Annotated in this window: 23 protein-coding genes and 3 pseudogenes; 15 read left to right on the forward strand and 11 right to left on the reverse strand. The window is 59.4% G+C overall.

The features are described 5' to 3' along the window. The first annotated feature begins 43 nt into the window (after positions 1-43). Positions 44-673, forward strand: coding sequence for a hypothetical protein (locus M5R41_18360; protein ID MCZ7558363.1), 630 nt, complete (start codon positions 44-46; stop codon positions 671-673). Between the two features lie 54 nt (positions 674-727). On the opposite strand, the gene M5R41_18365 is transcribed toward M5R41_18360, so the two are convergent. Beyond that, positions 728-2,476 carry a DUF4397 domain-containing protein gene (locus M5R41_18365; protein MCZ7558364.1) on the reverse strand — a complete coding sequence of 583 codons (1,749 nt, stop codon included), beginning with the start codon at positions 2,474-2,476 and terminating at the stop codon, positions 728-730. Between the two features lie 307 nt (positions 2,477-2,783). On the opposite strand from M5R41_18365, the gene M5R41_18370 reads away from it, so the two are divergent. Next, on the forward strand, positions 2,784-3,791 hold the full coding sequence (locus M5R41_18370) for a hypothetical protein (GenBank protein MCZ7558365.1): 1,008 nt from the start codon (positions 2,784-2,786) through the stop codon (positions 3,789-3,791). Positions 3,792-3,796: 5 nt separating this feature from the next. Here the strand turns inward: M5R41_18370 and M5R41_18375 are convergent, their stop codons facing one another. From M5R41_18375 to M5R41_18420, 10 genes are all read right to left on the reverse strand, one after another. Then, complete coding sequence (locus M5R41_18375; GenBank protein ID MCZ7558366.1) at positions 3,797-5,176, reverse strand: class I SAM-dependent methyltransferase; 1,380 nt, start codon at positions 5,174-5,176, stop codon at positions 3,797-3,799. Between the two features lie 5 nt (positions 5,177-5,181). Next, positions 5,182-6,273, reverse strand: a complete 1,092-nt coding sequence (locus tag M5R41_18380) for a tryptophan 2,3-dioxygenase (GenBank protein ID MCZ7558367.1) — start codon at positions 6,271-6,273, stop codon at positions 5,182-5,184. 16 nt (positions 6,274-6,289) lie between these two features. Next, positions 6,290-7,663, reverse strand: a complete 1,374-nt coding sequence (locus tag M5R41_18385) for an FAD-dependent monooxygenase (protein ID MCZ7558368.1) — start codon at positions 7,661-7,663, stop codon at positions 6,290-6,292. Beyond that, positions 7,660-8,979, reverse strand: coding sequence for a kynureninase (kynU, locus tag M5R41_18390; protein MCZ7558369.1), 1,320 nt, complete (start codon positions 8,977-8,979; stop codon positions 7,660-7,662). The genes M5R41_18385 and kynU overlap by 4 nt, the downstream gene beginning before the upstream one ends. A gap of 20 nt (positions 8,980-8,999) precedes the next feature. Further along, a complete protein-coding gene (locus M5R41_18395; GenBank protein MCZ7558370.1) occupies positions 9,000-9,821 on the reverse strand; it encodes a cyclase family protein in 822 nt (273 codons plus the stop codon). After that, a complete protein-coding gene (locus M5R41_18400) occupies positions 9,818-10,831 on the reverse strand; it encodes an amidohydrolase (protein MCZ7558371.1) in 1,014 nt (337 codons plus the stop codon). Before M5R41_18400 ends, M5R41_18395 begins: the two co-directional genes overlap by 4 nt. 15 nt (positions 10,832-10,846) lie before the next feature. After that, positions 10,847-11,371, reverse strand: a complete 525-nt coding sequence (locus tag M5R41_18405) for a 3-hydroxyanthranilate 3,4-dioxygenase (protein ID MCZ7558372.1) — start codon at positions 11,369-11,371, stop codon at positions 10,847-10,849. 9 nt (positions 11,372-11,380) lie between these two features. After that, complete coding sequence (locus M5R41_18410; protein MCZ7558373.1) at positions 11,381-11,803, reverse strand: Rid family hydrolase; 423 nt, start codon at positions 11,801-11,803, stop codon at positions 11,381-11,383. Next, positions 11,800-13,254: an aldehyde dehydrogenase gene (locus M5R41_18415; GenBank protein ID MCZ7558374.1), complete on the reverse strand. Its 1,455-nt coding sequence runs from the start codon at positions 13,252-13,254 to the stop codon at positions 11,800-11,802. The genes M5R41_18410 and M5R41_18415 overlap by 4 nt, the downstream gene beginning before the upstream one ends. Positions 13,255-13,927: 673 nt before the next feature. Next, a complete protein-coding gene (locus tag M5R41_18420; GenBank protein MCZ7558375.1) occupies positions 13,928-14,377 on the reverse strand; it encodes a DUF4870 domain-containing protein in 450 nt (149 codons plus the stop codon). A gap of 260 nt (positions 14,378-14,637) precedes the next feature. Here M5R41_18420 and M5R41_18425 point away from each other — a divergent pair, with 260 nt between their 5' ends. From M5R41_18425 to rfaE1, 13 genes and pseudogenes are all read left to right on the forward strand, one after another. Then, positions 14,638-15,960 carry a pyridoxal phosphate-dependent aminotransferase gene (locus M5R41_18425; GenBank protein ID MCZ7558376.1) on the forward strand — a complete coding sequence of 441 codons (1,323 nt, stop codon included), beginning with the start codon at positions 14,638-14,640 and terminating at the stop codon, positions 15,958-15,960. Positions 15,961-16,020: 60 nt separating this feature from the next. After that, positions 16,021-16,293: pseudogene (locus M5R41_18430) on the forward strand (DNA damage-inducible protein D). A gap of 62 nt (positions 16,294-16,355) precedes the next feature. After that, positions 16,356-16,643 (forward strand): annotated as a pseudogene (locus M5R41_18435) (DNA damage-inducible protein D). Between the two features lie 62 nt (positions 16,644-16,705). Then, a pseudogene (gene dinD / locus M5R41_18440) lies at positions 16,706-17,555 on the forward strand (DNA damage-inducible protein D). After that, positions 17,545-17,775 carry a hypothetical protein gene (locus M5R41_18445; protein ID MCZ7558377.1) on the forward strand — a complete coding sequence of 77 codons (231 nt, stop codon included), beginning with the start codon at positions 17,545-17,547 and terminating at the stop codon, positions 17,773-17,775. The pseudogene dinD and the gene M5R41_18445 overlap by 11 nt, the downstream one beginning before the upstream one ends. A gap of 236 nt (positions 17,776-18,011) precedes the next feature. Then, on the forward strand, positions 18,012-18,497 hold the full coding sequence (locus M5R41_18450; GenBank protein ID MCZ7558378.1) for a VOC family protein: 486 nt from the start codon (positions 18,012-18,014) through the stop codon (positions 18,495-18,497). A gap of 512 nt (positions 18,498-19,009) precedes the next feature. Beyond that, positions 19,010-19,288 (forward strand): type II toxin-antitoxin system RelE/ParE family toxin, encoded by a 279-nt coding sequence (locus M5R41_18455; GenBank protein MCZ7558379.1) that lies wholly within the window; start codon positions 19,010-19,012, stop codon positions 19,286-19,288. Further along, positions 19,288-19,581: a HigA family addiction module antitoxin gene (locus M5R41_18460; GenBank protein ID MCZ7558380.1), complete on the forward strand. Its 294-nt coding sequence runs from the start codon at positions 19,288-19,290 to the stop codon at positions 19,579-19,581. The genes M5R41_18455 and M5R41_18460 overlap by 1 nt, the downstream gene beginning before the upstream one ends. A gap of 75 nt (positions 19,582-19,656) precedes the next feature. Continuing rightward, the gene (locus M5R41_18465; GenBank protein ID MCZ7558381.1) at positions 19,657-20,295 is read left to right on the forward strand and encodes a dihydrofolate reductase family protein; all 639 of its coding nucleotides are present in this window, start codon (positions 19,657-19,659) and stop codon (positions 20,293-20,295) included. Positions 20,296-20,592: 297 nt separating this feature from the next. Further along, positions 20,593-21,165 (forward strand): hypothetical protein, encoded by a 573-nt coding sequence (locus M5R41_18470; GenBank protein ID MCZ7558382.1) that lies wholly within the window; start codon positions 20,593-20,595, stop codon positions 21,163-21,165. A 1,324-nt stretch (positions 21,166-22,489) separates the two neighbouring features. Further along, positions 22,490-24,622, forward strand: a complete 2,133-nt coding sequence (locus M5R41_18475) for a T9SS type A sorting domain-containing protein (GenBank protein MCZ7558383.1) — start codon at positions 22,490-22,492, stop codon at positions 24,620-24,622. 403 nt (positions 24,623-25,025) lie between these two features. After that, entirely contained in the window at positions 25,026-25,781 is a 756-nt protein-coding gene (locus tag M5R41_18480; GenBank protein MCZ7558384.1) for a dienelactone hydrolase family protein, read from the forward strand. 36 nt (positions 25,782-25,817) lie between these two features. Beyond that, the gene (rfaE1, locus tag M5R41_18485; GenBank protein MCZ7558385.1) at positions 25,818-26,819 is read left to right on the forward strand and encodes a D-glycero-beta-D-manno-heptose-7-phosphate kinase; all 1,002 of its coding nucleotides are present in this window, start codon (positions 25,818-25,820) and stop codon (positions 26,817-26,819) included. Positions 26,820-26,865: the final 46 nt, after the last annotated feature.

The following is a 26,865-nucleotide window of genomic DNA, read 5'->3' on the forward strand; positions in this document are numbered from 1 at the left end:
GGAAACGCCGGTCCGCGCACCCAGCTCCTGGGAGGCGATCGTCATGACACATGCGACGCTCTCCGACCACGTGCTGCTGCTGGTACTCTGGATTTCCTGGTGCGTTATCCACAGTCTGCTCATCTCGGAAGCATGCATGCGTATGATGCGCAGACTGCCCGCGTCCGTCGCATCGTGGCATCGGCTGCTGTACGTCATGATCAGTGTGGTGACGCTTGTTTCCATACTGCTTTTTCAGTGGCGGATGGATGCGGTCATGTTGTGGGAATGGCGATGGCCATGGTCGGTTCTGCAATGGCTCGGGCTTATCACTGCAGCGCTGCTGTTCGCGTCTGCGGCACGTGTATACGACCATTCCCTCTTTTTTGGATTTCGGCAACTGCGCGAGCAGCGGCTCGAGCCGGCGCTGGGCAGTGGAGTGTTTTTCAGCAAGGGAATACTCGCGCATATCCGCCACCCGTATTACACCGCGGGCATCCTCGTCCTGCTGTTCTGGGGCCAGGGAGATTCTGCAATGCTGATCATGCGCACGGTGGGTATAGCGTATCTGTATGCCGGCACAGTGCTCGAAGAACGGAAACTCATCAAGGCGTTCGGCGACGCCTACCGGCAATACCAGCGCGATGTTCCGATGTTTTTCCCGCGCCTTTTCCGAAATCCGGGACGGTCATAAAAAAACGCGCCCCTTTGGGAGGGGCGCGCGGTGTGCTTCAACTCGCGGATGAGACTAGCGCACGACGGCGAGAGAGGAAACCGTCGCTCCACGCGAGGTGAATAGAACCACCCTGTACATCCCGGGAAGCAGATTCGCGGCATTGAGTGCAATGTTGTGCGTGCCGGCCTGATAGTCCTGCTGCTGCATGCTGAGGACCTGACGACCGGTGATGTCGAAAATCTTGAGCACAGCATAGTCGCTGCGTTCGAGAGAGAAAGATACCGTTGCTTGATCCCTTACCGGATTCGGATATGCAGCGAGGAAGGTTGACGGTTGAGCATCCGTCAATCGCTCGACGGAAGTCACGCTGGAAAGGGGAATCACACGACCGTCGGGCAGGGCGGCGAAGAGACCGAAGGCCTCGCCGTTCTGATTCGCGGACGGTGTGAGGAAGCCGGAAGCGAAGACCATGGCGGCGCCGCCGCCGAGCGCACTGAGATCAGCGGTGAAAGAAGCGACCACTGTGGTGTTGTCATTGCCCGGCGTGATGTCGAGCGTGTAGGAGCCGGCGGGCACGCCAAGATACGGCGTCTGATCGCCATAGGCGGCGTCATCAACAAGGGTGGCAACGCCGCGGGCGATCACATCCACGGTGGGAGCGTCGGTGGCGCCGTGCAGCACTTTGATGTCCACTTCGCCGGGATTCATGGCGCTTTCACGGCCCATGTCGGTGACGAACAGCGTGAAGCCCGTGGACTTCATGTCGGGATTGGCGGCGAAGGCGGAAGGATCGAGGACGCCGTTCGCGGTGACGATGTAGGTCTTCCCTTCGTCGAAGGTGACGGGGAAGGATGCGAGCGCGTCGCCGACGGAACTGCTGCTGCCGGGAGCGACGGCCACATTGAGCAGCACGCCCGCGGGCACGTCAATGAACGGCGTGGCGGCGCGGAAAGCGAAATCGTCGAGCAGGAGACTGCCGTTGACGTAGATGTCCACCGAAGCGGCTGCCGGATCGGCGGCATTGTGAATCACTTGCAGTCGTGCGGTGGCTTCCGCTGCGGCGGGAAGCGCGATAACCGTGCCGTCGGGCAGGGCGGCGAAGAGACCGAAGGCCTCGCCGTTCTGATTCGCGGACGGTGTGAGGAAGCCGGAAGCGAAGACCATGGCGGCGCCGCCGCCGAGCGCACTGAGATCAGCGGTGAAAGAAGCCACCACTGTGGTGTTGTCATTGCCCGGCGTGATGTCGAGCGTGTAGGAGCCGGCGGGTACGCCAAGATACGGCGTCTGATCGCCATAGGCGGCGTCATCAACAAGGGTGGCAACGCCGCGGGCGATCACATCCACGGTGGGAGCGTCGGTGGCGCCGTGCAGCACTTTGATGTCCACTTCGCCGGGATTCATGGCGCTTTCACGGCCCATGTCGGTGACGAACAGCGTGAAGCCCGTAGACTTCATGTCGGGATTGGAGGCGAAGGCGGACGGATCGAGGACGCCGTTCGCTGCCGCAATGTATGTTTTACCTGCATCGAGTGTGAGCGGGAAGGTGGCGATCGCGTCGCCGACGGAGCTGCTGCTGCCGGGAGCGACGGCCACATTGAGCAGTACGCCCGCGGGCACGTCAATGAACGGCGTGGCGGCGCGGAAAGCGAAATCGTCGAGCAGGAGACTGCCGTTGACGTAGATGTCCACCGAAGCGGCTGCCGGATCGGCGGCATTGTGAATCACTTGCAGTCGTGCGGTGAGTTGTGCCCACACGGAACCGACCGGGAGACCGGCGGTGACCAGTGCGGCGAAAATCCAAACGAATATATTTTTACGCATAAGTATTCCTTTACACCTTGTGGTGAAGTTTACCCGTGCGGGCATGCGTGTCGCCCGCAGGAAGATTTACTCTGTATGGTGAGGACTCTGGCAGCGGGGGATGCTGCGTGCTGCGAGTCCGTTGGGTTCGTTTGTCAGACAGTGTTACAACATGCTTCGTGCGGCGCGGAGTTCCCGCGGCACGAAAAAATGTATGAACGGGTCAGGACCTCGCGCCACGGATGTTTTTTTTTCGGATGATTTCTTCTTATATACATGCTATGCGATGCCGCATGGCGCATATGCTGAAAACACGTTCCGCGACACGATGAAACGCATCCTCGTCATACGAAAACACAACCATCTCGGCGACATGCTGTGCTCCCTGCCGCTGTACGCGGCCGTGAAGCAGCGATGGCCAGAGTGCGCGATCACGCTCCTCGCCGCTCCGACCAGCTACCAGGTACCTCTCCGGCGTATCAATCCCTTCATAGACGAATTGCTCTACTTCGATAAACGGAGTGTATTTACCGTGCTGCGACTGTTGCTCCATCTGCGGCGGCGGCGATATGATCTCGTGCTCGTGCCTTCGACAATACGGCTGTCGGCGACATCGCACATCACGGCGCGATTGACTGCTGCGCCGGTGCGCACAGGCGTGCGGAGTATTGACGGCAAGAAGAACGAGCACGCGAAATGGTTGACGCAGGCCATAGACGTGCGTTGGGAGAGCGATCGTGTGCATCAGGTGCATCGCAATCTCCAGATTGCGGCCGCTGTCGGCTGCAGCACCGCCATCGATCCGGAAAGCGCATTGCGTATCGCAATAACGGAGCCGGAACGTGGGCTTGCGAGGTCGGCGTTCGATGGGCTGCCATCGGATGCTCTGCGTATCGGCGTGCATCCCGGTGCGGGAAAAAGGGAAAACGTGTGGCCGGCCGAACAATTCACGGAGGTCATCAGAGCCATGCGAACGGAAGGGAATGTGTCGGTACTGGTGACAGCCGGGACGCCTGACGCGGATGTAGTCTCGCGTTTCGGCGCACAACTCGAAGCGGAGCGCATCCCTTTCGCCATTCTTCGGGATGCGGATATCCCCGTGCTCGCGAGCGCTGCGGCGCAGACGGATGTGTTTCTTTCGAATGATACCGGCACGATGCATGTCGCTGCCTTCGGTGGTGCGCGCGTGGTGTCGCTGTTCGGTCCTACGCCCGCCTGGGAGTGGGCACCATTGCACGCGCATTGCGTCGCGATTCAGTCGCGGGATGGGAGCATGAACGGTATCACCACCGAAGAAGTGACGGCGGCATGCAGGAAATTACGAAGGGAAAGGTGAGGCGCTTATCTGCGGCGGCGCAGACGCGCGATGAAGAAGCCGTCGGAATCCAGCAGCGCGGGATCGAGCGTGAGCATGCTCTGATCCGGATCGGAAAGTACGGATTTCTGCAGCATCCCGGTGAGCGCTTCCGCGAGTGGTGCGGGGGTGAAATCATCCGCATGACGGAGGAAGCGTTCGACGACGTGCTCGTTCTCCGTCGGAAGCAGCGAGCAGGTCGCATACAGCAGCACACCACCGGGTTTGACCAGCGCTGCATTACGGAGCAGAATGTCGAATTGCTTCTCCGCAAGTTTGTTCAGGGATTTAGGCTGCAGCTTCCACTTGACAAGAGGATTGCGTCGCGCGGTGCCGAATCCCGAACACGGCGCGTCCACCACCACGGCGTCGAATTGTCTCCTCTGAAATATCTCCGCCAGATCACCCTTCGGCGGGACGGCACGGATCTCCAGGTCCTTCTGTCCCAGCCGTTCCGCGCGTAAACGCAGCGCGGTCAGTCGCATCCTCTCCACATCCGCCGCTGTGATACTTCCGCTGCCGCTGAGCGCGTCCGTAAGCTGCAGCGTTTTGCCGCCCGCACCGGCGCAGGCATCGAGCACATCCCAGCCCCGAAGCGGTGCCAGCGCGTGTCCTATGAGCTGACTTCCGGCATCCTGAATTTCTATCAGTCCTTTCGCCTCCCACTCGCTGCCCAGCAACTGTTCCCGCCGGTCGAGAACGAGTGCGTGCGGGAGTAGCGGGTGCGCCCGTGCCTGTATTCCGGCGTCGAGAAGCGATGTAAGCACCTCCTCGCTTCTCGCGCGTGCGGTGTTGACCCGTAACGTCAGCGGCGCCGGATGAAGCAGCCCGGAAGCGAGCGCTTCGGGACGGGGATAGGTCGTGCGTACGCGTTGTTCACGCAGCCACATTTCCATGATCCATCCGGGCACGGAACGGAACAGCGCCCAATGCAGGCCGTCTCTCCCCGGATGCAGCGTCGCAAGCTCTTCCATGCGCGTTCGCAGATCCGTGATGTCGAGTCCGGCCTCTTGTACTACTGCTTCTGCAATCCCATGCAGCGCATCGTCGAGGGCGGCTCCGTCATACACCGCCCGCACAACATCCAGGTACAGCGCGGCGGCGGTGCAGGCGCTCGCTGTGCGGGTGTCCAGTGATCGTATCTCGCCGGTACCTCCATCCGCCAGATAGCGCGCGAGCCGGAGATGCCGCAGTGTGTGGAAGGCGAGTGACGAAATGGCCGCCTTCGCATCCGGCGTCAGTTTCTTTTTGTCGTGCAGGTACTGCGAGGTGAGCAGCCGCGGAGGTTGCGGGGATTTCAGGAGAAGCCGGACGAGTTCGGCCGCATGGCGAAGCAATTGCGGCGGCGAAAGAAGTGAAGCGGACACGAGTCTCAGATGTTATGGACGAAGCCCAGACGGTCGCGCAGGCTCCCCGGAAGTTCCGGCAGCGCATGACGCGGAATAAGAAAGGTAGAGAGATTCGTCAGATCGGCAAACACTTTGTGCTTGTCGGCGGTGGCCTTCAGATAATGGTAGCCAGAGGAGCCGCCGGTGCCGATTTTCGTGCCAATCATGCGATGCACCATCAACGCGTGGCGATACCGCCAGGTGGTGAGCAATTCGTCCATGTCCACCAGCCCCGCGATGAGGCGGTACGGCATGGCAAGAATGGGCTGGTCGCGGTACAGCGAAATGAACAGCGCCGCCTGCGTGGCCCGGTACGACAGACGCCATTTCCCCTCTTCGCGCAGTACCGAAAGATGCTTTTCGTCGAAAACGCTTTCGAAGTGATGCAGCGTGCTGTCGAGTTCGGTCAGTTGCTGAATTTTCTCGTTTTCGCTCAGCGTGGGATTCGCTTCGATGACCGTCCTGTCTTTCTCCAGCATGCTGATCACGGCAGTGCGATACGCGCGCCAGAACGTGAAGTCCTCGCTTTCGAGAAACGGTATGCGTTCGAGCCAGCTTTCCAGTGCATCGTGGAGGTTGGGTTGCCCTTCCGCCTGGAGCAGGAGTTCCTGATGCTCCGGCGATACGCGGTGGTGATACGCTGTCTGATTATAGCGGAGCCGCGCATCGGATTGCAGGCCCAGGCGGATTTCCACAAGACGGAATTGAATGCTCTGAAAGCCCGAGGCGGGGAAAAGGAAATCCCGGAAATCCAGAAAATCCAGCGGTGTCATGGTTTCGAGAATGCGGAGCTGGTCTATCAGCACTTTCTGTATCTCGATCACGCGCTGCACGCGTGCGACACACACGCCGACACTCGTCTCCTCCACGCGCTCGGCGGACAGTATGGAAATGACGGAATCCAGTTCGAACAGAATCTGCTTGAACCAGAGTTCATAGGCCTGATGCACGATGATGAAAAGCATCTCGTCATGCGCGGGCATGCCGTGCTTCTCACTCATGCGGTCCTGGCTCTGAAGAATGCGGTCCAACTGCAGGTAGTCGGAATAGTACACGGGAGGGTAGGGCTTATCCATCAGACGGTCCTTTTCTTCAGGTGGTCGCATCCTCGGCCCAAGGCCGCAGTGCGGAAGTGATGAGGCGTTCGGCGTGGTCCATATCGATGTCTTCGATGCGCGACACGCCGCGGGTCAGTGTCTCGAGTATCTGCTGTTGAAGCGCGCCCCGTCGTTGCGCGACGGCATAGGGGAGCAGGGTGAAGGATACCATGGAGTACTTCGGGATGAAGTAATCGGGGAAGCGTTTCTCCAGAGCGAGTCCGGCTTCCTTCATGAACAGGAATACCGGATCCGCAACCCGGTCGCGCATCTCGATAAAATTCTCCAACGCCATGTCGGCGATAGCGTCCGCATTGGGCTTGCGGCGTTCGGCGCAAAGGGCAAACGTGGCGGCCCAATCGCCGCCGCACGCGTCAATGCAGCGATCGAGTTCCACCACGTCCTCAAAGGCACAGTTCATCCCCTGACCGAAGAACGGCACGATCGCGTGTGCGGCGTCTCCGAGCAGCAATGCGGTGCCCCCGCTGTTCCACGGTGCACAGCGCACCGTGCCCAACGCGCCCGTCGGATTCGCGAAGAAGTCGTCGAGCAGCGTCGGCATTAGCGGGAGTGCGTCGGGAAATTGTTCGCGGAAAAACGCGAGTACGCGCCCGGGCGTGTCAAGAACAGCGAAGGAAGGGTCGCCCTCGTGCTGAAGGAAGAGCGTGCAGGTGAACGTCCTGTCAGGATTCGGCAGCGCGATCATCATGTACGAATGACGCGGCCAGATATGCAGCGCGTCGGGATCGAGCCGAAAATCTCCATCGTTCGTGGGAGGGATCAGCAGTTCCTTGTAGCCGTGCTCGAGGAAATCCTGCGTCATAGCAAAGCCGGGCTGTCGCTCCATGGCCTCCCGCACGGCGGAACCGGCGCCGTCCGTGGCGATCAGTGCCGTCGCGCTGTCCGTGATCCGCGCACCGGAAGCGTCGTCCACAAAGGTGGCTTCGCCCGTGGCAAGGTCCATGTCCGTACAGCGATGGGAAAAATGGATGCGGACGTTCTCCTGCGCTTCCGCGGCATCCATCAGCCGTTTGTTCAACTCGCCGCGCGACACGGAATGTATCACATCATGCGGCTGCGATCCGTAACGCTGGAACGTCGTCGTCCCGTCCAACGCGTGCATCATGCGTCCGCGCATCGGCAAGGCCAGCGAGAGTATGGTGTCGTCCATGCCCACCTGCCGCAGCGCGTTGATCCCTCGTACCGAGAGCGCGAGATTGATGGAACGGCCGGCGCTCATGTCCATTCGTCGCATGTCGGCGCGACGCTCGTACACATCCACCGCATACCCCTTACGGGCCAGTGTCGCTGCCAGCAACGAGCCTGCGAGTCCCGCACCGACAATAATGAGTCGTTCGTCCTTTTTCATGAAATCTGATCCCCGGCTGGTGAAAGAGCGTCGTGTCGTCGCCCGTGATGTCCATCTCCCGGATACGCATGGAAACATTCTGCAAGGCGCTCGACGTCGGCGAAGGTGTTGTACAACGGAACCGGCGCCATGCGAATCACATCCGGCTCCCGCCAGTCGCAGACAATGCCGTGCGCATGCAGCCACTGGAACATCCCGCGTCCGTGCTCCCGAAAACGGACGGACAGTTGGCAGCCGCGGGCTTCCGGCGACGACGGCGTGATGATGCGCCATTCCTCGCTTGCCTGTGCGAGCAGCAGATGCTCGAGATACGCGGTGAGACGGACGCTTTTTTCTCGAAGCGCCTCCATGCCCGCTTGGTCGAAGAGCTGCAGCGAGGCCCGCAGCGCTGCCATGGGGAGAATGGACGGATTGCTGAGCTGCCAGCCGTCCGCTCCCGGCGACGCTACGAAATCATGCGGCATGGCGAAACGCGTGGATTTGTCGTGGCCCCACCATCCGGCGAAACGCGGAAGGTCGGCATTGCTCGCATGACGCTTGTGCACAAAAGCGCCGGCGGTGCTGCCTGGGCCGGCATTCATGTATTTGTAGGAACACCACGCCGCGAAATCCACATCCCAGTCATGCAACCGCAGCGGCACATTGCCGGCCGCATGCGCAAGATCCACGCCGACCTGCATCCCCGCGGCATGCGCCGCTTGGGTAAGACGCGGGATGTCGAAGTACTGGCCGTTGTAGTAATTCACGCCGCCCAGGAGCAGCAGTGCCGCCTCGTCGCGCAGCGAATGCAGCAATTCCGTGGCAGTATCGGTGTCGAACAGACCATCCGCGCCAAGCGGGATTTCCACGAGATCGCGCGCGGGATCCGCGCCGTGAAAGCGCAGTTGAGATGCCACTGCGTACTGATCGGACGGAAAGGCTTTTTCCTCGATCACGATCTTGCGCTTCTTCCCCTGTGGACGGTAGAAGGACACCATCAGCAGATGCAGATTCACCGACAGGGTGTTCATGGCGACGACTTCGTCAGGTCTCGCGCCGACAATGCGCGCCAGAGGCTCCGCAAGCTCCTCGTGATACGTCATCCACGGATGCGCGCCGCTGAAATGGCCGTCCACCGCCAGTTCCGCCCACGAGGCGAGTTCGATTTCAATGGCTTCGCGTGCGGCTATCGGCTGCAGTCCGAGCGAGTTGCCGCAAAAATACGCGATGTCGTTCCCGTCCTTTGCGCGCGGGATGTGAAAACGCTCACGGAAATGTGCGAGCGAGTCGCGGGAATCGGGGATGGTCGTGTGTCGGGAGGTGATGTCGGAAAGCACGGATGGGCCTCGCAGGTGCGTCAGGGGCGTGGTGAAACAGGAAAGAGAATGGGCCGGCTTGGCGCGGCGTCGGAAACGAAGGGCGCGATCTGCAGACTCAACAGGTAATGCCCGTCGTGAATATGATCGGGTACGAAAATCATTTCCGTCACGGTACTAAAGACGGCGGAATCCTCGGTGATGTCGGTTCCGCCTTCCGGCAGCTGCCAGAACACACGATGCGACGCCAGCAAACCTTCGTCGTCCGCACGATCGAGCGAGGGTATGTCAACGAGGAGGTGGCGTACACCCAGAGCCACGATTTCTTCCATCGCGTCGAGCGTGAAAAAGGCGCCGGGGCGATCCGCGTACTGTTGCGTGAGTTTGTCGACGGAATTCGGGAGCGTTCGGATGATGAGGGCTTCCAGAAATCCCGGAGAGCACGCCCGCAGACACTGCAGCAATGCGGTCCGGGTGATCACGGCGTCGTTCGCGTGAAACGGACAACTGTAGCGCTCGGTCACCGTTTCACCCGGTATGACGGGAACGGAGAGCAGGGTGGCCGGGAGCAGGCCGCCCGGGAGCAGGCGTTGAACGCTGATCCGCTCCTTCGTCAAATGCCCGATGCACTCCGTATGTGTACCATTGCAATGCGCATTCAGCGTGACAGTCTCGAAATTGCAGCTGCCGCCCCGCCGCGTGTCGCCGATGAATCCGCCACCCTCGAAAGCTGCGGCGGAAGCGGCAGGAATACCATATGCGGTGGGTTGGGGACCGTAGAAATCCAGGGGAATCGCGATGCTCAACCCGGAGTCGAGATCCACGTCATAGCGCGCCGTACCGATTGTGACTGTGCAAATCATCGTTCAAATCTCTCCCGCTGTATTCCGAGCCAGGTTAATGCGTTGTCGCCGAGGAGCTTCCTTTTTACGGTATCGGGAAATTCGTCCATGGATTCTATTAACGCTCCGGGAACCGTTTCGCCGAGTGGGAAGGGATAGTCCGATCCGAGCGTCACCATGTCCTCGCCCACGAGATCCACGATGTAGTTGAGCATGACACGGTCGTGTACGAGAGAATCAAGATAAAAGCGTCCGAGATATGCGCGGGGGTGTACCGCGTTGTCTACCGCAACCAGATCCGGACGCACGTTGAATCCGTGCTCGATGCGTCCGATGGTGGCGGGAAAGGAACCCCCGCCATGCGCGAAGTTCACGCGCAGCCGCGGCAGGCGCTCCAGCACACCGCCGAAAATCATCGAACAAATCGCCAGCGACGTTTCCGCGGGCATGGCCACCAGCCAGGGCAGCCAGTAGCGCTGCATGCGGTCGCGGCCCATCATGTCCCAGGGATGCACGAAGACGGCCGCACCGAGCTCTTCCGCCGCCTGAAAGAACGGGAACAGTGCCGGTTCGTTGAGATTCCAGTCGTTGACATGCGTTCCGATTTCTACGCCGGGCAGTCCCAACTCCTTCACCGCACGCTCCATCTCCCGAATGGCGAGTTCCGGCGCCTGCATCGGAACCGTCGCGAGCCCGACGAAGCGCGAAGGATGCGCAGCGGCGGTTTCAGCGATGTGATCGTTGAGGTAGCGCGAAAGATCGAGGCAATCCGCGGGCTTGGCCCAGTAGCTGAACATCACCGGTACCGTTGACAGCACCTGCACATGCACCCCGGTGCCGTCGCAATCCCTGATGCGGCTGTGCGCGTCCCAGCTGTTGGGTTGAAAGGTGCGGAAATGCCGGCAGTCAATGAACATGTCGCCCGCTCCGTCCTCCCGCGCTTTCATCACGGGGAAGCCGGTGTAGCCGTAGCGTTTTTCCAGGTCCGGCCAGGATGGCGGGAGAATGTGCGTGTGGACGTCAACTTTCAGCATGAGCGCCTTGTGTTATTGAGCCGGCACGGGGGGGTGCATCACCGCGCCACAGGAGGTGCAGGTCCGGTGTTCTTCGGAAGTATAGAATCGCTGCATGAGCGGCGGAAGCTGCGAGACGATGTTTTCCAGAGGGATGTACTCTTCGTACAATTTCCCGCCGCATTGCTCGCAGAACCAGAGAAAGCCGTCCAACTCGCCGGCATGGCGCTTGCGCTCCACCACGAGACCCACCGTCCCCGCCGGGCGTTGCGGCGAATGCGGGACGCGCGCGGGGAGAAGAAAGATTTCCCCTTCGCGCAGGGGTATATCGCGGGGTATGCCGTTGTCCATGATTTTGACGGTGATGTCGCCCTCGAGCTGATAGAAAAATTCCTCTCCCTCGTTGTAATGGTAATCCTTCCGCGCGTTCGGTCCGCCCACCACCATGATGATGAACTCGGCGTTTTCGAACACCTGCTGATTGCCGACGGGCGGCTTGAGCAGATGACGATGCTCGTCAATCCACTGCTTGAAATTGATACCGTGCAATGTATACATGACTGTTCTTTATAACGTGGCGATGCATTTGAGTTCGATGGCGATAGGCGTCGGGAGCGAGGATATCTCCACCGTGGTTCTGCACGGCTGATTGTCCCGGAAATACTCCGCATACAGCGTATTGTACACGGCGAAATCGCGCTTCATATTCGTGAGAAACACGGTCACATCCACGAGCTTGCTCCAGTCCGACCCCGCTTCTTCCAGCACCGCGCGCACGTTGCGAAACACGCTGTGGCACTGCGCCTCGAAATCATACGCGGCGACGCTGCCGTCTTCCGCCAGCGTCACACCCGGGATGTCCCTGCTCCCGCGCTCGCGCGGTCCGATGCCCGAAAGAAAAAGCAGATTCCCGACGCGGCGCGCATGCGGATACAGGCCCACGGGCTCCGGTGCTCTGGTGGAGTGGAAGGCGTCGGACACGTCGCTCATGATTGACTCTCGAGATTGATACATACGTTTTTCGCTTCGGTGAAAAAGCGCAGCGCGTCCCACCCGCCCTCGCGCCCCACACCGCTGTGCTTGACGCCGCCGAAGGGCGTGCGCAAATCGCGCAGCATCCAGCAGTTCACCCACACGATGCCGCTCTCCAGCTTCGCGGCCACGCGATGCGCGCGCGTGAGATCGCGTGTCCATACCGATGCGGCCAAGCCGTACGGCGTGCTGTTGGCCATTGCAAGCACTTGCTCTTCGGTATCGAAGGGGATGACGGTGACCACGGGACCGAAAATTTCTTCCTGATTCGTGCGGCAGGAGAAGGGGAGATCGGCGATGATCGTCGGTTCGAGGAAGTAGCCTTCGGCGCAGCGTCCTTCAGGACGCACGCGGTTGCCGCCGCAGAGCACGGTGCCGCCCTCCTCGCGGGCCAGCGCGATGTAGGACAGCACTTTCCCGAGATGCTGCGCCGACACCAGCGCACCCTGCTCGGTGTCGTCGTTCATCGGGTCGCCTACTCGCAGCGCGGCGACGCGCGCGACGAAGTCCTGTACGAAATCATCGTACACGGCGCGCTGAATGAAAATACGCGAACCGCAGAGGCAGATCTCGCCCTGATTCGAAAATGCCGACCGCACGATGGTGGGCATGGCGTCGGTCAGATCCGCGTCCTCGAAAATGATGGTGGGATTTTTTCCGCCCAGTTCCAGCGACAGTTTTTTGAACATCGGAGCGGCAACGCGCGCGATGTCCGCGCCGGTTTTCGTTCCGCCGGTAAAGGAGATGGCCACGATATCCGGATGCGCTGTGATGGCGGCGCCGACCTGGGGTCCCGTTCCGTGCACGATATTCAGCACGCCACGCGGCAGACCCGCTTCGATGCAGAGTTCGGCCAGACGACCCGCCGTCATGGGGGTGATTTCGCTGGGTTTGGCGACGACGCAATTGCCGGCTGCGAGCGCGGGAGCGATTTTCCAGGTGAACAAATACAGCGGCAGATTCCATGGCGAGATGCATCCCGCGACACCTATGGGCTGCCGCAGCGTGAAGTTCAACGCCGCACCGTCGCTTTGATGCGCTTCGCTGCTGCTGTGCAGAATGGCGGTGGCGAAGAAACGGAAATTCTTCGATGCGCGGGGAATGTCCACGCTGCGCGCAAGGCGCAGGGGCTTGCCGTTGTCGCGCGATTCGAGCGCGGCGAGTTCGTCGAGATGTTCGTCTATGAGCGAGGCGATGCGCAGCAGCAAACGCGAACGCTCCTCCGCCGGTGTGGCGGACCAGTGCGGAAACGCGGCACGCGCGGCGTGGACGGCATCGTCCACATCGGCGCCCGCCGAATCGGCAAGCATGGCGACGACATCGCCTGTCGCGGGTTCGTACACCGGCATCCATGAGCCGGTGAGCGGTTCACGAAGTTGGCCGTCAATATAATTGGGAATGTACAGCAACGCAGGCCCTGAGTATGGCGACGTGGGAGCAGGGCTTCCCGTCTTGTGGAACAATACCAAATGGTTTCAAGCGGAAAGATACATCCCTTCGCTGAAATCACAAACTGCCGGCGGAGATTGATGCGTAAGCACGAATTTTTACAGGTATCATCAGCCAGAGCGTATCCACCAGCGCCGGCCACCGGTCCATTTCGCGGGTGACATCGCTGCGCCAGCAAACCTCGTCATGCTGAGGGCTGCGACAGCACGGATGTTGCTTAGAAATCCGATGTCAGCAGAGCAGTTCCGCTACTGCGGAAAAGCATGATTCTCTCCGTAACGTAATCAGAGCCCCACTTCCATCAGATGTCATTAACAGCGGAACGCTGCGTTGTGTCCTGAGATCGAAGCAAAAAGACTCCGCTCCTTGTAGGATGACCGTTGTCTGTCATCCTGCGCGAGGTTTCGGCTACGCTCAACCACCGTCGAAGGGTCAGGCGTGTGTATGAATGGATTCTGCGACTCCGCTTCGCTCTGCGCAGAATGACAATGGAGGTTCTTCACTCCGCGCAGAATGACAACGGAGGCGCTTCACTCCGCGCAGAATGACAATGGAGGCGCTTCACTCCGCGCAGAATGACCGCTGTCTGTCACCCTGCGTATGGTAACCGCTCCGCTTCCTCCCGCGGTATCCTCAGCTAATGAAACGAATGCTCAACGGGTAGCGGTATGATTCCCTGCGTGAGGCCCGCACCGTCGCGACAATGACGAAAATCAGCTCCAGTACCGCAATGAGCAGGAAGCCGAGAATCCAGGCACCGGTGAACAGCAGCACCTCCACATCGGGATCGCCCGTCACCGATTGCGCCGCCGAACCGAGCAGTGCCGCGATGACCACGACAACTCCGACAATGGAGTACAGCGTTATGCTGATCTGGAAATTCAGCGATTCCTTGCCGTGCTCCATGACCTCGGGAATGCTGTCACGTTTCATCAGCCACACCGTGAGCGGACCGAAAATATTTCCGAAAGGGACGAGAAATCCGGCGAACACCGCCAGATGACAGAGCATGCCCCAGGTCTTCGCATCATCCGCGCGCCGTCGCGCCTCTGCTTCTTCATAACTGATCGTCGGTCGATCCATCGCTGCTCCGGGTAGAAAAGTTCATAGCACACCATTCCCCGAAATCTACCGCAATGCACGAGCAATGGCAATGCCGCGGAGGTTCGAGGAACGCGTAGCGCGTAGCGCAGAGTGGAGAGCGAGAGCAGTGAGAGGAGAGGCGCAAGTCGTCGCTCATACATAGTCAATCCCAAATTTTTCTTCTCTCCGCCGGATTGCGTAGTTTACGAAAGGTCTTCAGGGATCTGCCAATCTTCCCGCAATAGTTACACAGGCGCCGTATGAAACCCACCCCGATCGCCACGTCCATCGTCGAGGAAAAAATCGCACAGAGTGGTCTGAAAAATGTAGGCCGCGCATCCATCCGTGAAATCCGTACGCTGATCAACGAGATCGAGCAGGCGAGCGGTACGAAATTCATCCGCATGGAAATGGGCATTCCCGGACTGCCCGCCGCGAAAATCGGCATCGATGCGGAGAAAGCCGCGCTGGACGGCGGCTGCGCATCCTTTTATCCGAGCATCGAGGGCATCCCCGAGCTGAAAGTCGAGATATCGAGATTTGTCAAACTGTTCGTCGATCTCGACCTTTCACCCCGCGGCTGCATCCCCTGCACAGGCTCCACCAGCGGCAGCTTCGTGTCCTTCCTCGTCGCGGGACGCATGAATCCGGACAAGGATACGGTGCTCTTTCTCGATCCCGGCTTCCCGGTGCACAAGCAGCAGCTCAACGTGCTGGGCATAAAGCACAAAAGTCTCGACGTGTACGAGTATCGCGGAGAGAAGCTGCGCGAGCCGCTCGAAGCCCTGCTGCGCGAAGGCAACGTCTCCAGCATTCTCTATTCCAATCCCAACAACCCGAGTTGGATCTGTTTCACCGATACCGAACTGCGCATCATCGGCGAACTGGCCACGAAGTACGACGTGGTGGTGATGGAGGATCTGGCGTATTTCACCATGGATTTCCGCAAGGATTACTCCATTCCCGGACAGCCGCCCTTTCAGCCCTCGGTGGGCAAGTACACGGACAATTACATTCTGCTCATCTCCAGCTCCAAGGCCTTCAGTTACGCCGGGCAGCGCGTGGGCATGATCGCCATTTCCGACGCGCTGTTCGAGCGCGAGATCCCCACGCTCAACCGTTATTACACGCAGAGCAAATTCGGCCTCGCCATGATTTACGGCGCCGCATATGCCGTGTCCGCGGGCGTGACGCATTCCGCGCAGTACGGCCTCGCCGCCTTGCTCAAGGCCACCAACGACGGCCTGTACCGCTTTATCGACGAAGTGAAGATTTACGGCGAGCGCGCGAAGATCATGAAAAAGGACTTCCTCGACAACGGCTTCTCCATCGTGTACGACAAGGACGAAGACAATCCCATCGCCGACGGATTTTACTTCACCGTGGCCTATCCCAATCTCTCCGGCGAGGAACTCATCGCCGCGCTCATGCCCTACGGCATCAGCGCCATTTCGCTGTCCAACACCGGCAGCAAACGCCTCGAAGGCATTCGCGCCTGCGTGTCGCTGGTATCGGAAGAGCAGATACCGGAATTGCGCGCACGGCTGCAGTTGTTCCATGAGAACCATCCGTTGCCGGAGTAGTTGGGGGGCAAACCATCGCTAATACGGTCACGGGGGGGTTAGAGACGTGAAAAGGAACTCATCGAAACCTTAACCTCCACCTTTGAGGCTCACGCCCAGCAAGCCGAAAACGGAATTGAATACTGGCTCCCACGCGACCTCCAGCACTTGCCGGGATATTCGGAGTGGCGAAACTTCAGTAGCAGTGCAATTTCGAAGGCGAGAACGGCTTGCGAAGTCTCGGGGCATCCTGTCCCGGACCATTTTGTTGGCGTCGACAAAATGGTGGCTCTCGGTTCCGGCAGCCAGCGGGAAATCGAAGACATCATGCTCGCCCGCTATGCCTGCTATCTGAACACCCAGGCGCGGGAACTGAAGCAGACGATTGCCAACAACGTGGCGGAGATTTTGCAAACATGGAAACGGAACTCGTCCACACAGTGACCGCAACATTCGAGGGACACGCGCAGCAAACGGAAAGCGGTGTGGAATACTGGCTGGCGCGGGATCTTCAGCACTTGCCGGGATATTCGGAGTGGCGAAACTTCAGTAGCAGTGCAATTTCGAAGGCGAGAACGGCTTGCGAAGTCTCGGGGCATCCTGTCCCGGACCATTTTGTTGGCGTCGACAAAATGGTGGCTCTCGGTTCCGGCAGCCAGCGGGAAATCGAAGACATCATGCTCGCCCGCTATGCCTGCTATCTGAACACCCAGGCGCGGGAACTGAAGCAGACGATTGCCAACAACGTGGCGGAGATTTTGCAAACATGGAAACGGAACTCGTCCGCACAGTGACCGCAACATTCGAGGGACACGCGCAGCAAACGGAAAGCGGTGTGGAATACTGGCTGGCGCGGGATCTTCAGCATTTGCTGGGATATTCGGAGTGGCGGAACTTTCATAACACGGCGATTATCAAGGCAAAAACGGCCTGCGAGGTCTCCGGGCATTCGGCATCGGATCATTTTGTTGACGTCAACAAAACGATTCAAATGCCCAAGGGTGCGGAAAAGGACGTTCCGGACCTGATGCTCACCCGCTATGCCTGCTACCTGATTGCCCAGAACGGTGACCCGCGCAAATCTGAGATCGCCTTTGCTCAAACGTACTTCGCTGTGCAAACCCGGCGTGCGGAGCTGATAGAACAGCGGCTGCTTGAGGCCGAGCGGGTCTCTGCGCGCAAGAAACTCGGCGCTACCGAGAAAGAGCTTTTCGCCGTCATATTCGAACAGACTGGCGGCAATCAGGATTTCGCGCTCATCCGCAGTAAGGGCGATCAGGCGCTGTTCAACAAAAGCACGCAGGCAATGAAGGCGCAGTCGAAGGTTCCGGACAATCGGCCTCTGGCGGACTTCGCGCCCACGATCATCCTCAAGGCGGAGGATTTCGCCACCGAGATCACCATGCCCGCCAACACGGCATGAACAGCGAGTCGGCCATCTCGCGGGAACATGTTACGAACAACCAGGCCGTGCGCAACACCTTGCTCGAACGCGGTATCCGTCCCGAGTCGCTGCCCGCCGACGAAGACGTGAAAAAGTCGAACGACGCCTCGCGTCCGAGGAAAAGAAGTCGCTGAAAAATCCGGAACGCCTGGGCCCGGAGGATGCATCATGAGCAGATGTGTGCAAAGCACCCGGGCGCGGCGGAGGGAACACACCATCGGGACGAGTGTGGCGATGATTCCGCATCACCCGCAGCGGGCCCGTTCCTCCCGTATCGCGCCGAAGACGGGCGGGTGAAGATCGAGTTGCGTTTGGAACTTGAAACCGTCTGGCTGACCCAACAGCACATTGCCGCGCTCTTTCAGACGGCGCAGCAGAACATCCACCGGTAGCACGTTGTAGAGCCGGGCCCATTTTCCGGAACATCCCCGTGGCGGAAGCGTATTGTCTGGTTGGTGTATTGAAACCGAGCTATAAACGCTGTACTTTCGTATATTATTTCCACGCAGCTTTCCCGTCGCTCCCCACATCGGCGTGAGCGCCGTGCCTCCCGTACCGCCACGCATCGCAGCACCTGCCGCACTCCCCTACGGGGTGTTCCTCACCGCACAATAGTATGGAGAATACGATGGCAACCATCGCAAAAAATACAGTGTGTCTCTGGTATGACGGAGATGCCGAAGAGGCGGCAAGCTTTTACGCGGCGACCTTCCCGGACTCCTCCGTGGACGCCGTCTATCGCGCGCCGGGAGACTACCCGTCCGGAAAGCAGGGGGATGTACTGACGGTGCAGTTCACCGTACTCGGTATTCCCTGTCTCGGACTCAACGGCGGACCGATTTTCAGACATAACGAGGCTTTTTCCTTTCAGGTCGCCACCGACGATCAGGCCGAAACGGATCGTTATTGGAACGCAATCGTCGGCAACGGCGGCGAGGAGAGCGCTTGCGGCTGGTGCAAGGACAAATGGGGCCTTTCCTGGCAGATCACACCCACCGCGCTGACCGAAGCGATTGCCGATCCCGATCCCGCCGCCGCGAAGCGCGCGTTCGACGCCATGCTGACCATGCGCAAAATAGACATCGCAACCATCGAAGCGGCGAGGCGGGGGTGAGCCCAGGACGATCCATTCGATCATCTTACCGAAGAATGTGTTGCGGGCACCGTATGCACGACGATGTATCGCACAGACAGGTCATACGAGAGTATGCCGGGAATCTGACAGCAACGCCATTGCAGCACGGCGAATTTACAATATTCGGTACAAGAGGCGACAGGATGCGCACGCTTTTTCTTCGCAGAACAGGAACTATGCTGCCGTGAACATTTCGGTGCCCGGATCGTTACTCGATCACTCGTTTGGCATCACCTGTTTGAGTCAGCATCAGGTGGAGCATCCGATTCGGACTAAACAGGTGACTGCGGTGAGGACGCCTGGAAGGGCGTTTTCTCCCGGAAGACAATGCTGTACATTTCCATCAATCCTGTGTCTACTTGTGATACACGGCGTTTACGCGAAGCTCGCGGAAGGAATCAAATCCGGCGTCTATGACTGCAACGTGTACCACCGATGATATTACGTGTCAGTTTGTTTGTTGCGTGATGCGCAACATTGTATATTATCCAATGATCAAGTCGTTTCGACACAAAGGTCTACGCCGTTTCTTTGAAACGGGCGACACTTCGGGCGTTCAGACCACACATGTCAAGCGGCTCCGTTTACAGATGGCTGCCTTGGATACCGCCCGTACCATTGACGACATGGATATCCCCGGCTTTCGCCTGCATCCCCTCAAAGGTGAATTGCACGGTCGGTGGTCGATCACGGTCAGCAGCAATTGGCGGATCACGTTCGAGTTTCAGAATGGAGACGCCTATATCGTGGACTATGAGGATTATCACTAATGGCTATGCATAACCCTCCCCATCCCGGGGAATTCATCACAGAGATCTACCTCGCGCCCAATGGGATTAGCGGTCGCGAGTTGGCGGAGAAGCTGGACGTAGCGGCATCCACGCTCAGTCGCATCCTCAAGTGTACCAGCCGTGTTACGCCTGAAATGGCCCTCCGTCTATCCAAGGCACTTGGCCGTACTCCCGAAAGTTGGCTCGCCATGCAGAATGCCTATGATCTATGGGTTGCAAGGAAGCATATCAATCTGAAACGGATAGGAAAACTCAAGCTGGCCGAATCTTAACGAGGGTGGCGAGCGAACCTTGCCACATCGTTTCAACGCTGGCCGGACTGACAGTAATCTCACGAAAGGAAAGCGATGAGCAGCGTATTCGTCAACATCGGACTCAGCCTCGACGGCTCTATGGCGCCGGAAGGAATGAGTGTGGAGCATTGGCCCGAGCCCGGTTATAAAAACTGGGGCGGGAAATGGGGTGCGCTTATGGGCTGGGCGTTACAACTGCAGTACTTTCGCGAGCTCCTGAAATTCGGACCCGGAGGAGACACCGGTCCGGTCAATGATCTGTTCCGTTTTACGGCGGAGCGTAGCGGCGCCAACATCATGGGCAAGCGCATGTTTGACCAGGGCGAGATCAGTTGGCCGGAAGAGGCGCCGTTTCACACACCTGTCTACGTCCTTACCCACGAGAAGCGCGAACCCTGGGAGCGTCCCGGCGGCACGACTTTCCATTTCATCAACGACGGTCCGGCGCGTGCCCTCGCGCTGGCCCGTGAGGCCGCCGGCGACAAAGACATCCGCATCTCCGGCGGTGCGGAAGTGATACAGCAATACCTCAATCTCGGCGTCGTAGACGAGCTGGAAATCGCCCTCGCGCCCGTACTCCTCGGCGGCGGCCGGCGCCTCTTCGAGAACCTGCGCGAACCCGCCCCCGCCTTCCGTATCGACAGAGTGCTCGATTCACCCGCCGCGACCCACCTGCGCTACGTGCGCGCGTGATGCGCGAAGAGTGTTCGCGGCGTCCTCTCTGTTGTACGATATGACGAAGAATAGTACTGTTGGAGGTGCTGGTGCGCAGGTCCTGATTCGTTCACACCACACTGGTCTGTTTCGATCTTGACGATGAGCCGTTCATCATCGAACACATCAGGCATCGGAGCGAATCGTACAGAGAAAGGAGAGACGGAAATGCCAACCATTCATGCGTAAATAAGAAGGAAGGACGGGAAAAAGGAATATTCCGTCCTGCGATTTTCCGAGTTCGTTACAATCCAGGAAGCTTGAATACAGGAAGGTATGCTCACCCATCTCATGGAGAGTATTCCCGCCTTGCCCATGACCGTATCATTGTCTGATTTCGTGCCGTTTTTGCTGATCCCCTTCATAGGGTGGGGAGTCAGACACTATCTCCGCCGGAGAAACGACTGGGTCCCTCTCAAGAGGTGGACATTCTCCATCGGCATCTCGGCGTACTTCTTGACGGAGACTGCCCGGAGTTTTTATCGACCGTTCATCTATGCGAACGGTATCAACGACTTTCACATTGCCGATACCATCGGAAACTCCGCCGGGACCGTCACTGCCATTTTCATGATCATCACCCTGTCGAATACGGGTAAGGTGAAACCGTATCAACTGATGCTGATGACGTTTGCGGGCCTGATCGGGTATGAGTTGTTGAGCGCATCCGCGAATCATCCGGTCGATGTATGGGATCTCCTGGCGACGGCGCTCTTCAGTATCCTCTCCTGGGTCGTCTACTACGGCATTCTTGAACCGAGCTTCGCTCAGGGGCCGACGCAGGGGGGAAGGGAATTCAACGCAAAGGCGCCGAGGCGCAAAGACGCAGAGGAAAATTTTTCGGTCTGATGCGGCGGGGTTCATTCCTTCTCCCTTTCTGCGTGTTCTGTTTTTTCTGCGTGTTCTGCGTTTGCGCTTGCGCTTCCCGCTGTCGTGCCTCTCGGTGTGCGAATTCCGCTGGGCAGGGGAAATTAACGCAACCCTTCGGCTTCGCTCAGGGGCCGACGCAGGGGGGAGGGGAATTGAACGCAAAGGCGCCGAGGCGCAAAGACGTAGAGGAAATTTTTCGGTCTGATGCGGCAAGCGGCGAGTTTCATTCCTCTCCCTTTCTGCGTGTTCTGTTTTTTCTGCATGTTCTGCGTTTGCGCTTGCGCTTCCCGCTGTCGTGCCTCTCGGTGTGCGTATTCCGCTGGGCAGGGGAAATTAACGCAGCCCTTCGACTTCGCTCAGGGGCCGACGCAAAGGTGCAGAGACGCAGAGGAAATATTTTCGGTCTGATGCGGCGGGGTTCACTCCTTCTCCCTTTCTGCGAATTCTGCTTTTTCTGCGTGTTCTGCGTTTGCGCTTTCCGCTGTCGTGCCTCTCGGTGTGCGAATTCCGCTGGGCAGGGGAAATTAACGCAGCCCTTCGGCTTCGCTCAGGGGCCAACGCAGGGGGGAAGGGAATTCAACGCAAAGGCGCCGAGGCGCAAAGACGCAGAGGAAACTTTTTCGGTCTGATGCGGCGGGGTTCACTCCTTCTCCCTTTCTGCGAATTCTGCTTTTTCTGCGTGTTCTGCGTTTGCGCTTGCGCTTCCCGCTGTCGTGCCTCTCGGTGTGCGTATTCCGCTGGGCAGGGGAAATTAACGCAACCCTTCGGCTTCGCTCAGGGGCCGACGCAGGGGGGAGGGGAATTCAACGCAAAGGCGCCAAGGCGCAAAGACGCAGAGGAAAATTTTTCGGTCTGATGCGGCGGGGTTCACTCCCTCTCCCTTTCTGCGAATTCTGCTTTTTCTGTGTGTTCTGCGTTTGCGCTTTCCGCTGTCGTGCCTCTCGGTGTGCGTATTCCGCTGGGCAGGGGAAATTAACGCAACCCTTCGGCTTCGCTCAGGGGCCGACGCAGGGGGGAGGGGAATTCAACGCAAAGGCGCCAAGGCGCAAAGACGCAGAGGAAACTTTTTCGGTCTGATGCGGCGGGGTTCACTCCTTCTCCCTTTCTGCGAATTCTGTTTATTCTGTGTGTTCTGCGTTTGCGCTTTTCCAAAAAAAATCCAATCTTGCCGCCAGATACACGTCCATACTCCCTCCCGCCGGCGGCCATCGCCGTCGTAAGGATCGAGCGACCTCTTGCAGGATAATCCGTCCCGCGCCAAGAACGCGCGGGTTTACGATACAATCAGTCGCAGAGGTGTGCCATGCAATCCCGGCAGGTGCAGTTCCCTGAGCGTCCCTGTGTTTCTTTGCGCAGCCATGGAAACAGAATACGGGTGGCGCTCACAGTACTCTTTTCTCTTTTCATCGCCGCGTATGGCGCCTCACCCTTGTCAGGCGCGGCCTTTCTCGTCAACAGTAACGCCGACGCCACCACGGCACCTACGCTCCGCGCAGCGATACTCGCCGCGAATCTCAATCCGGGACCCGATACGATACTGTTCGCGCTTCCCGGCATCGGTACACACACCATCTTTATACTCTCGCAACTCCCGCAGCTCACCGATCCTGCGGGTGTTCTCATAGACGGCTTCTCGCAACCGGGCAGCATCCCCGGAATCTCCCCGCCGTCCACGCTCAGCTTGCGCATCATCATTGACGGCAGCAATGCCGGCGCCGCGCACGGCTTCTGGATAGTTTCACCGCATAACACCATCCGGGGCCTGGTCGTGCAGAATTTCCAACAGGATGGCATACGCATTCAGGCCACGCTCCCCGGCACGCATTCGAACCTGATCTTCGGCAACATCATCGGCGTGGATGTGGGCGGCACCATCGCAAGGGGCAATGGTAAGAGCATGTCCGCTCCCTGGGGCGGTGTCAACATCCTTGTCAATCCGCAAATGCTCGGCACCGTGTTCAACAACACAGTCCGCTGCTGCCTGATCTCGTCCAATTACAGCGAGGGTGTGAGCATCTCGAGCTGTCCGCCGGGCGACTGCTATTTCAACCGCGTGGACAGCAACTATATCGGTACCACAATATCCGGTATGGCCGCTCTCGGAAACAGATGCAACGGCGTGTACATCGGCGAGGCCGCGCATGACAATCAGGTGTGGGACAATCTGATCTCGGGCAACGATACTAACGGCGTGTGCATCATCGGCTATGTGGACGCTACCACGCAATGGTTTACCGACCGCAACATCATCGGGCGCAACGTCATCGGACTCGCGGCGAACCGCACATCGCCCCTGCCCAACGGCTGGTACGGCGTGAGCATCGGGCGCTACGGCATGGTCTGGCGGCTGGGCCATGCGCGGGAGAATGTCGTGGTCAACGATACCATCGCCTACAACGGCCGCAGCGGCGTGATGGTACTCGAACATCTTTCCAACAACGCCAACGCCGACAGGAACAGGATCACACAGAACGCCATCTACGCGAACGGCGGTCTCGGCATTGACCTGGACGATGACGGCGTGACCCCGAACGACCCCTCCGATCCGGACCTGGGCGCGAACGAAGATGTGAATTTCCCCGTCATCAATATCGCGAATTGGGCTGCGGGAGTGACGACGGTGTCGGGTACGGTTGATCTCGGACCCGGACCCATGGTCGCCACGGTTGAGGTGTTCAAAGCCGTCGTCGATCCCACCGGCTATGGAGAAGGCGCGGTGTACCTCGGATCGGCCACGCCCGGCCCGGGAGGCGCGTGGAGCTGCCTCGTTACGGGACTCATTCCCGGAGACAACGTCACCGCCACCGTCGTGGATGGCGCGGGTAACAGCTCAGAATTCGCGCAGCTTCCGGGTCCCGTCGTACCGGTGCAATGGACCTCCGTGCACGCCGCGTATTACAAGGGCGTCGTGACGCTGCGCTGGATCACGGCGGCGGAGCTCAACAACGCCTTGTTCGAGATCGAGCGGAAGGACAGCGAGACGCACTGGCGTTGCATCGGTTCTGTGCCGGGCTCCGGCAGCACCAGCGCTGAAAGCCGCTATGTATTCACCGATCCGTTACGGGATATCATCGCGGGCGGCGTGGTGCGGTACCGTCTGGTGCAAGTGGATTACGACGGCACGCGGGATTATTCGCCGGAGGCGCTCGTAGAGTTGAGCCCGGCACCGACGCTTCCCGTCTTCGCTCCGGTCTGGCCCAATCCCGCTTCGGATCAGATTTTCCTGCGCTACACCCTCCCCGAGGAAAGCGAAGTGCATATCACACTCTCCGACATGAGCGGCAGGGAAGTGCTTCGGATACCGTCGTCGGCGCTACGGTCATCGGGCGGCAACACAGTGCGCATCGACACGGAGAGCCTGTCCGCCGGGTGTTACGAGCTCATCTGTCGTGCGGGTGCTCACTGCGAAGTGCAGTGGGTGAGAATCGTGCGGTGAATTCGAGGGGAGGCGCAGGGGGGATAGTACCGCAAAGACGCCCCTTCGACTACGCTCAGGAGACGCAGAGGCGCAAATGAGAGACGCAGGGGGAAGGTAAGGCAGCCCTTCGGCTTCGCTCAGTGGCCGACGCAAAGGCGCACACGGATTTTTGTGGTCTGTTTCCTCGGAATGCAATTCGCATTGAACCGGAGTGCGTGAGCTTCCGGCGATCCACGGGGATTCGCTCGCACGCGGGGAGGAGTCTGGGGAGCCCAGTTTGCGTCTTAGCGCCTTGGCGTCTTTGCGTTACACTCCCCTCGGGGTTGCGGGAGAGCGTCATCATACCTCAACAGCCCTCCGATAAAACCCTGAATTTTCGTAACTTGCATCGCCACGGCAATACCGTGGCGATTTCATTGCAATGAAACCGGTAACGCGCTTCATATCGACTCTCGCGCCGGCCATGGTCGTGCTATGCCTGCTCGCCCAGCATGCCGCAGATGCGCGCGACCCCCGCACGGGCACGCGCACGCTGCGCCTGGGCAGGGACTCCGTGCTTGTGCATTACGCCGTACCCGATTCCGTCGGGAAGCGGCCCGCGGTGCTCGTGCTGCACGACCGCTTCGGCATGCATACGCATGTGCAATCGGTGCTGCGTGTGCTCGCCACCGTGGGCTACCGGGCCTTCGCGCTTCCGTTGTTGTCCGCCCAGGAACGTCCGATACTAGGGACGCCACCCGCCGCGCTCGACAGCGCCGACATCAGCCGCGTCGCGCAGGCCGCGGTGGAACTGCTCAATGAGGAAGAATGCACCGGCAGAATCGGTCTGCTGGGCTTCGATGTGGGCGCGGCCGTCGCAGCGGAGACCTTGGCGCGTCTGCCCTTTTTCAAAGCGGCGGTGTTGTTCTATCCCTCCGGCGGTACCGCCACACTCGCGCGTCTGCCCTTTTCACCGACCCCGATTCTGCTCTGCATCGCCTACGACGACATCGAATGCTCCATCAACGATGTGGGTGTCGTGCGCGAGGTGTTCATAGACCAGGGACGCCGGCTGGAAGTGCAGCATTACAAAGACACCAAACGATTCTTTTTCAATCCCGAACACGAACAGTACAGCGTCCCTGCGATGAAGGCGGCCTGGAAAGAACTCATCCGTTTCTTCAACCGCCGGCTGTGAGCGCGTGTCAAACATCTTTTTCAGAGAACAGTACACATGTTTCTTCAGGAAAGCAGACTTCTCGACATTTTCTCGAATATTCACAACAAATTCGTCGCCGTCATCGGCGACGTGATGCTCGACCGCTATATCTGGGGCAAGGTCACGCGCATTTCACCCGAAGCCCCGGTGCCGGTGGTGGACGTGCTGCGCCGCAGCAATCACCTCGGCGGCGCGTCCAACGTCGCGCTCAATATCAAAAGCCTTGGAGCGGTGCCCGTGCTCTTCGGCGTCGTGGGACGCGACACCAACGCGACCGAACTCCGGAGCATTTTCCACGATACGAATGTCATCACCGACTTCCTTATCGAGGACCCCGACCGTCCCACCACGGTGAAAACCCGGGTCATTGCCGGGAGTCAGCACGTGGTGCGCATTGATTACGAAGACAGACAATTGATCAGCGAGACCACCGCGCAGCGTTTGCTGGACCGCCTCGAAGGGCATCTGGGTTCGATTCAATCCATCATCCTGCAGGATTACAACAAAGGCGTGATCGGACCGGAACTCATCCGCTCTGCCATCGAACTGGCGCGTTCCCGCGACATCCCGGTGCTCGTGGATCCGAAGTATTCCAACTTTTTCGAGTACAAGAACGTCACCGTATTCAAACCCAACCGCAAGGAAAGCGAGGATGCACTGAAGCTTCGTCTGAGCGACGAGGCCAGTTTCGAAGCGGCGGCAAGGGATCTGCAGCAACGGCTCGAATGCGAGCATGTGCTGCTCACACTCGGCGAGCTCGGTATGCTGCTCCTGCAGGCGGACGGCAGCGTGACGCGCATACCGACCAAGGCGCGCAAGGTGGCCGATGTGTCCGGCGCCGGCGATACCGTTATCGCCACCATGGCCGTGGCCGTCGCGGGCGGCGCCTCGATGACCGAAGCCGCGCTTATAGCGAATTTCGCCGGCGGACTCGTGTGCGAGGAGGTCGGTATAGTCCCCGTGGACCGCGATGCCCTGACCGACGCCGCCTGCGGCAGACTCGGAGTGCTGGACTGATGGGGCGCGTACTGTCCCTGGAAGAAATGCGCCTCGAGCGTGGGCG

The sequence above is a fragment of the Bacteroidia bacterium genome (genome assembly GCA_027493955.1).
GTDB lineage: Bacteria > Bacteroidota > Ignavibacteria > SZUA-365 > SZUA-365 > JAOSJT01.

Excerpts from the sequence above, each read along its gene's own strand:
- M5R41_18360 (MCZ7558363.1), top strand. The coding sequence starts at position 44 with ATGACACATGCGACGCTCTCCGACCACGTGCTGCTGCTGGTACTCTGG.
- M5R41_18365 (MCZ7558364.1), bottom strand. The coding sequence starts at position 2,476 with ATGCGTAAAAATATATTCGTTTGGATTTTCGCCGCACTGGTCACCGCC.
- M5R41_18370 (MCZ7558365.1), top strand. The coding sequence starts at position 2,784 with ATGAAACGCATCCTCGTCATACGAAAACACAACCATCTCGGCGACATG.
- M5R41_18380 (MCZ7558367.1), bottom strand. The coding sequence starts at position 6,273 with ATGGATAAGCCCTACCCTCCCGTGTACTATTCCGACTACCTGCAGTTG.
- M5R41_18385 (MCZ7558368.1), bottom strand. The coding sequence starts at position 7,663 with ATGAAAAAGGACGAACGACTCATTATTGTCGGTGCGGGACTCGCAGGC.
- M5R41_18395 (MCZ7558370.1), bottom strand. The coding sequence starts at position 9,821 with ATGATTTGCACAGTCACAATCGGTACGGCGCGCTATGACGTGGATCTC.
- M5R41_18405 (MCZ7558372.1), bottom strand. The coding sequence starts at position 11,371 with ATGTATACATTGCACGGTATCAATTTCAAGCAGTGGATTGACGAGCAT.
- M5R41_18410 (MCZ7558373.1), bottom strand. The coding sequence starts at position 11,803 with ATGAGCGACGTGTCCGACGCCTTCCACTCCACCAGAGCACCGGAGCCC.
- M5R41_18420 (MCZ7558375.1), bottom strand. The coding sequence starts at position 14,377 with ATGGATCGACCGACGATCAGTTATGAAGAAGCAGAGGCGCGACGGCGC.
- M5R41_18425 (MCZ7558376.1), top strand. The coding sequence starts at position 14,638 with ATGAAACCCACCCCGATCGCCACGTCCATCGTCGAGGAAAAAATCGCA.
- M5R41_18445 (MCZ7558377.1), top strand. The coding sequence starts at position 17,545 with ATGCATCATGAGCAGATGTGTGCAAAGCACCCGGGCGCGGCGGAGGGA.
- M5R41_18450 (MCZ7558378.1), top strand. The coding sequence starts at position 18,012 with ATGGCAACCATCGCAAAAAATACAGTGTGTCTCTGGTATGACGGAGAT.
- M5R41_18455 (MCZ7558379.1), top strand. The coding sequence starts at position 19,010 with ATGATCAAGTCGTTTCGACACAAAGGTCTACGCCGTTTCTTTGAAACG.
- M5R41_18460 (MCZ7558380.1), top strand. The coding sequence starts at position 19,288 with ATGGCTATGCATAACCCTCCCCATCCCGGGGAATTCATCACAGAGATC.
- M5R41_18465 (MCZ7558381.1), top strand. The coding sequence starts at position 19,657 with ATGAGCAGCGTATTCGTCAACATCGGACTCAGCCTCGACGGCTCTATG.
- M5R41_18470 (MCZ7558382.1), top strand. The coding sequence starts at position 20,593 with ATGCTCACCCATCTCATGGAGAGTATTCCCGCCTTGCCCATGACCGTA.
- M5R41_18475 (MCZ7558383.1), top strand. The coding sequence starts at position 22,490 with ATGCAATCCCGGCAGGTGCAGTTCCCTGAGCGTCCCTGTGTTTCTTTG.
- M5R41_18480 (MCZ7558384.1), top strand. The coding sequence starts at position 25,026 with ATGAAACCGGTAACGCGCTTCATATCGACTCTCGCGCCGGCCATGGTC.
- rfaE1 (MCZ7558385.1), top strand. The coding sequence starts at position 25,818 with ATGTTTCTTCAGGAAAGCAGACTTCTCGACATTTTCTCGAATATTCAC.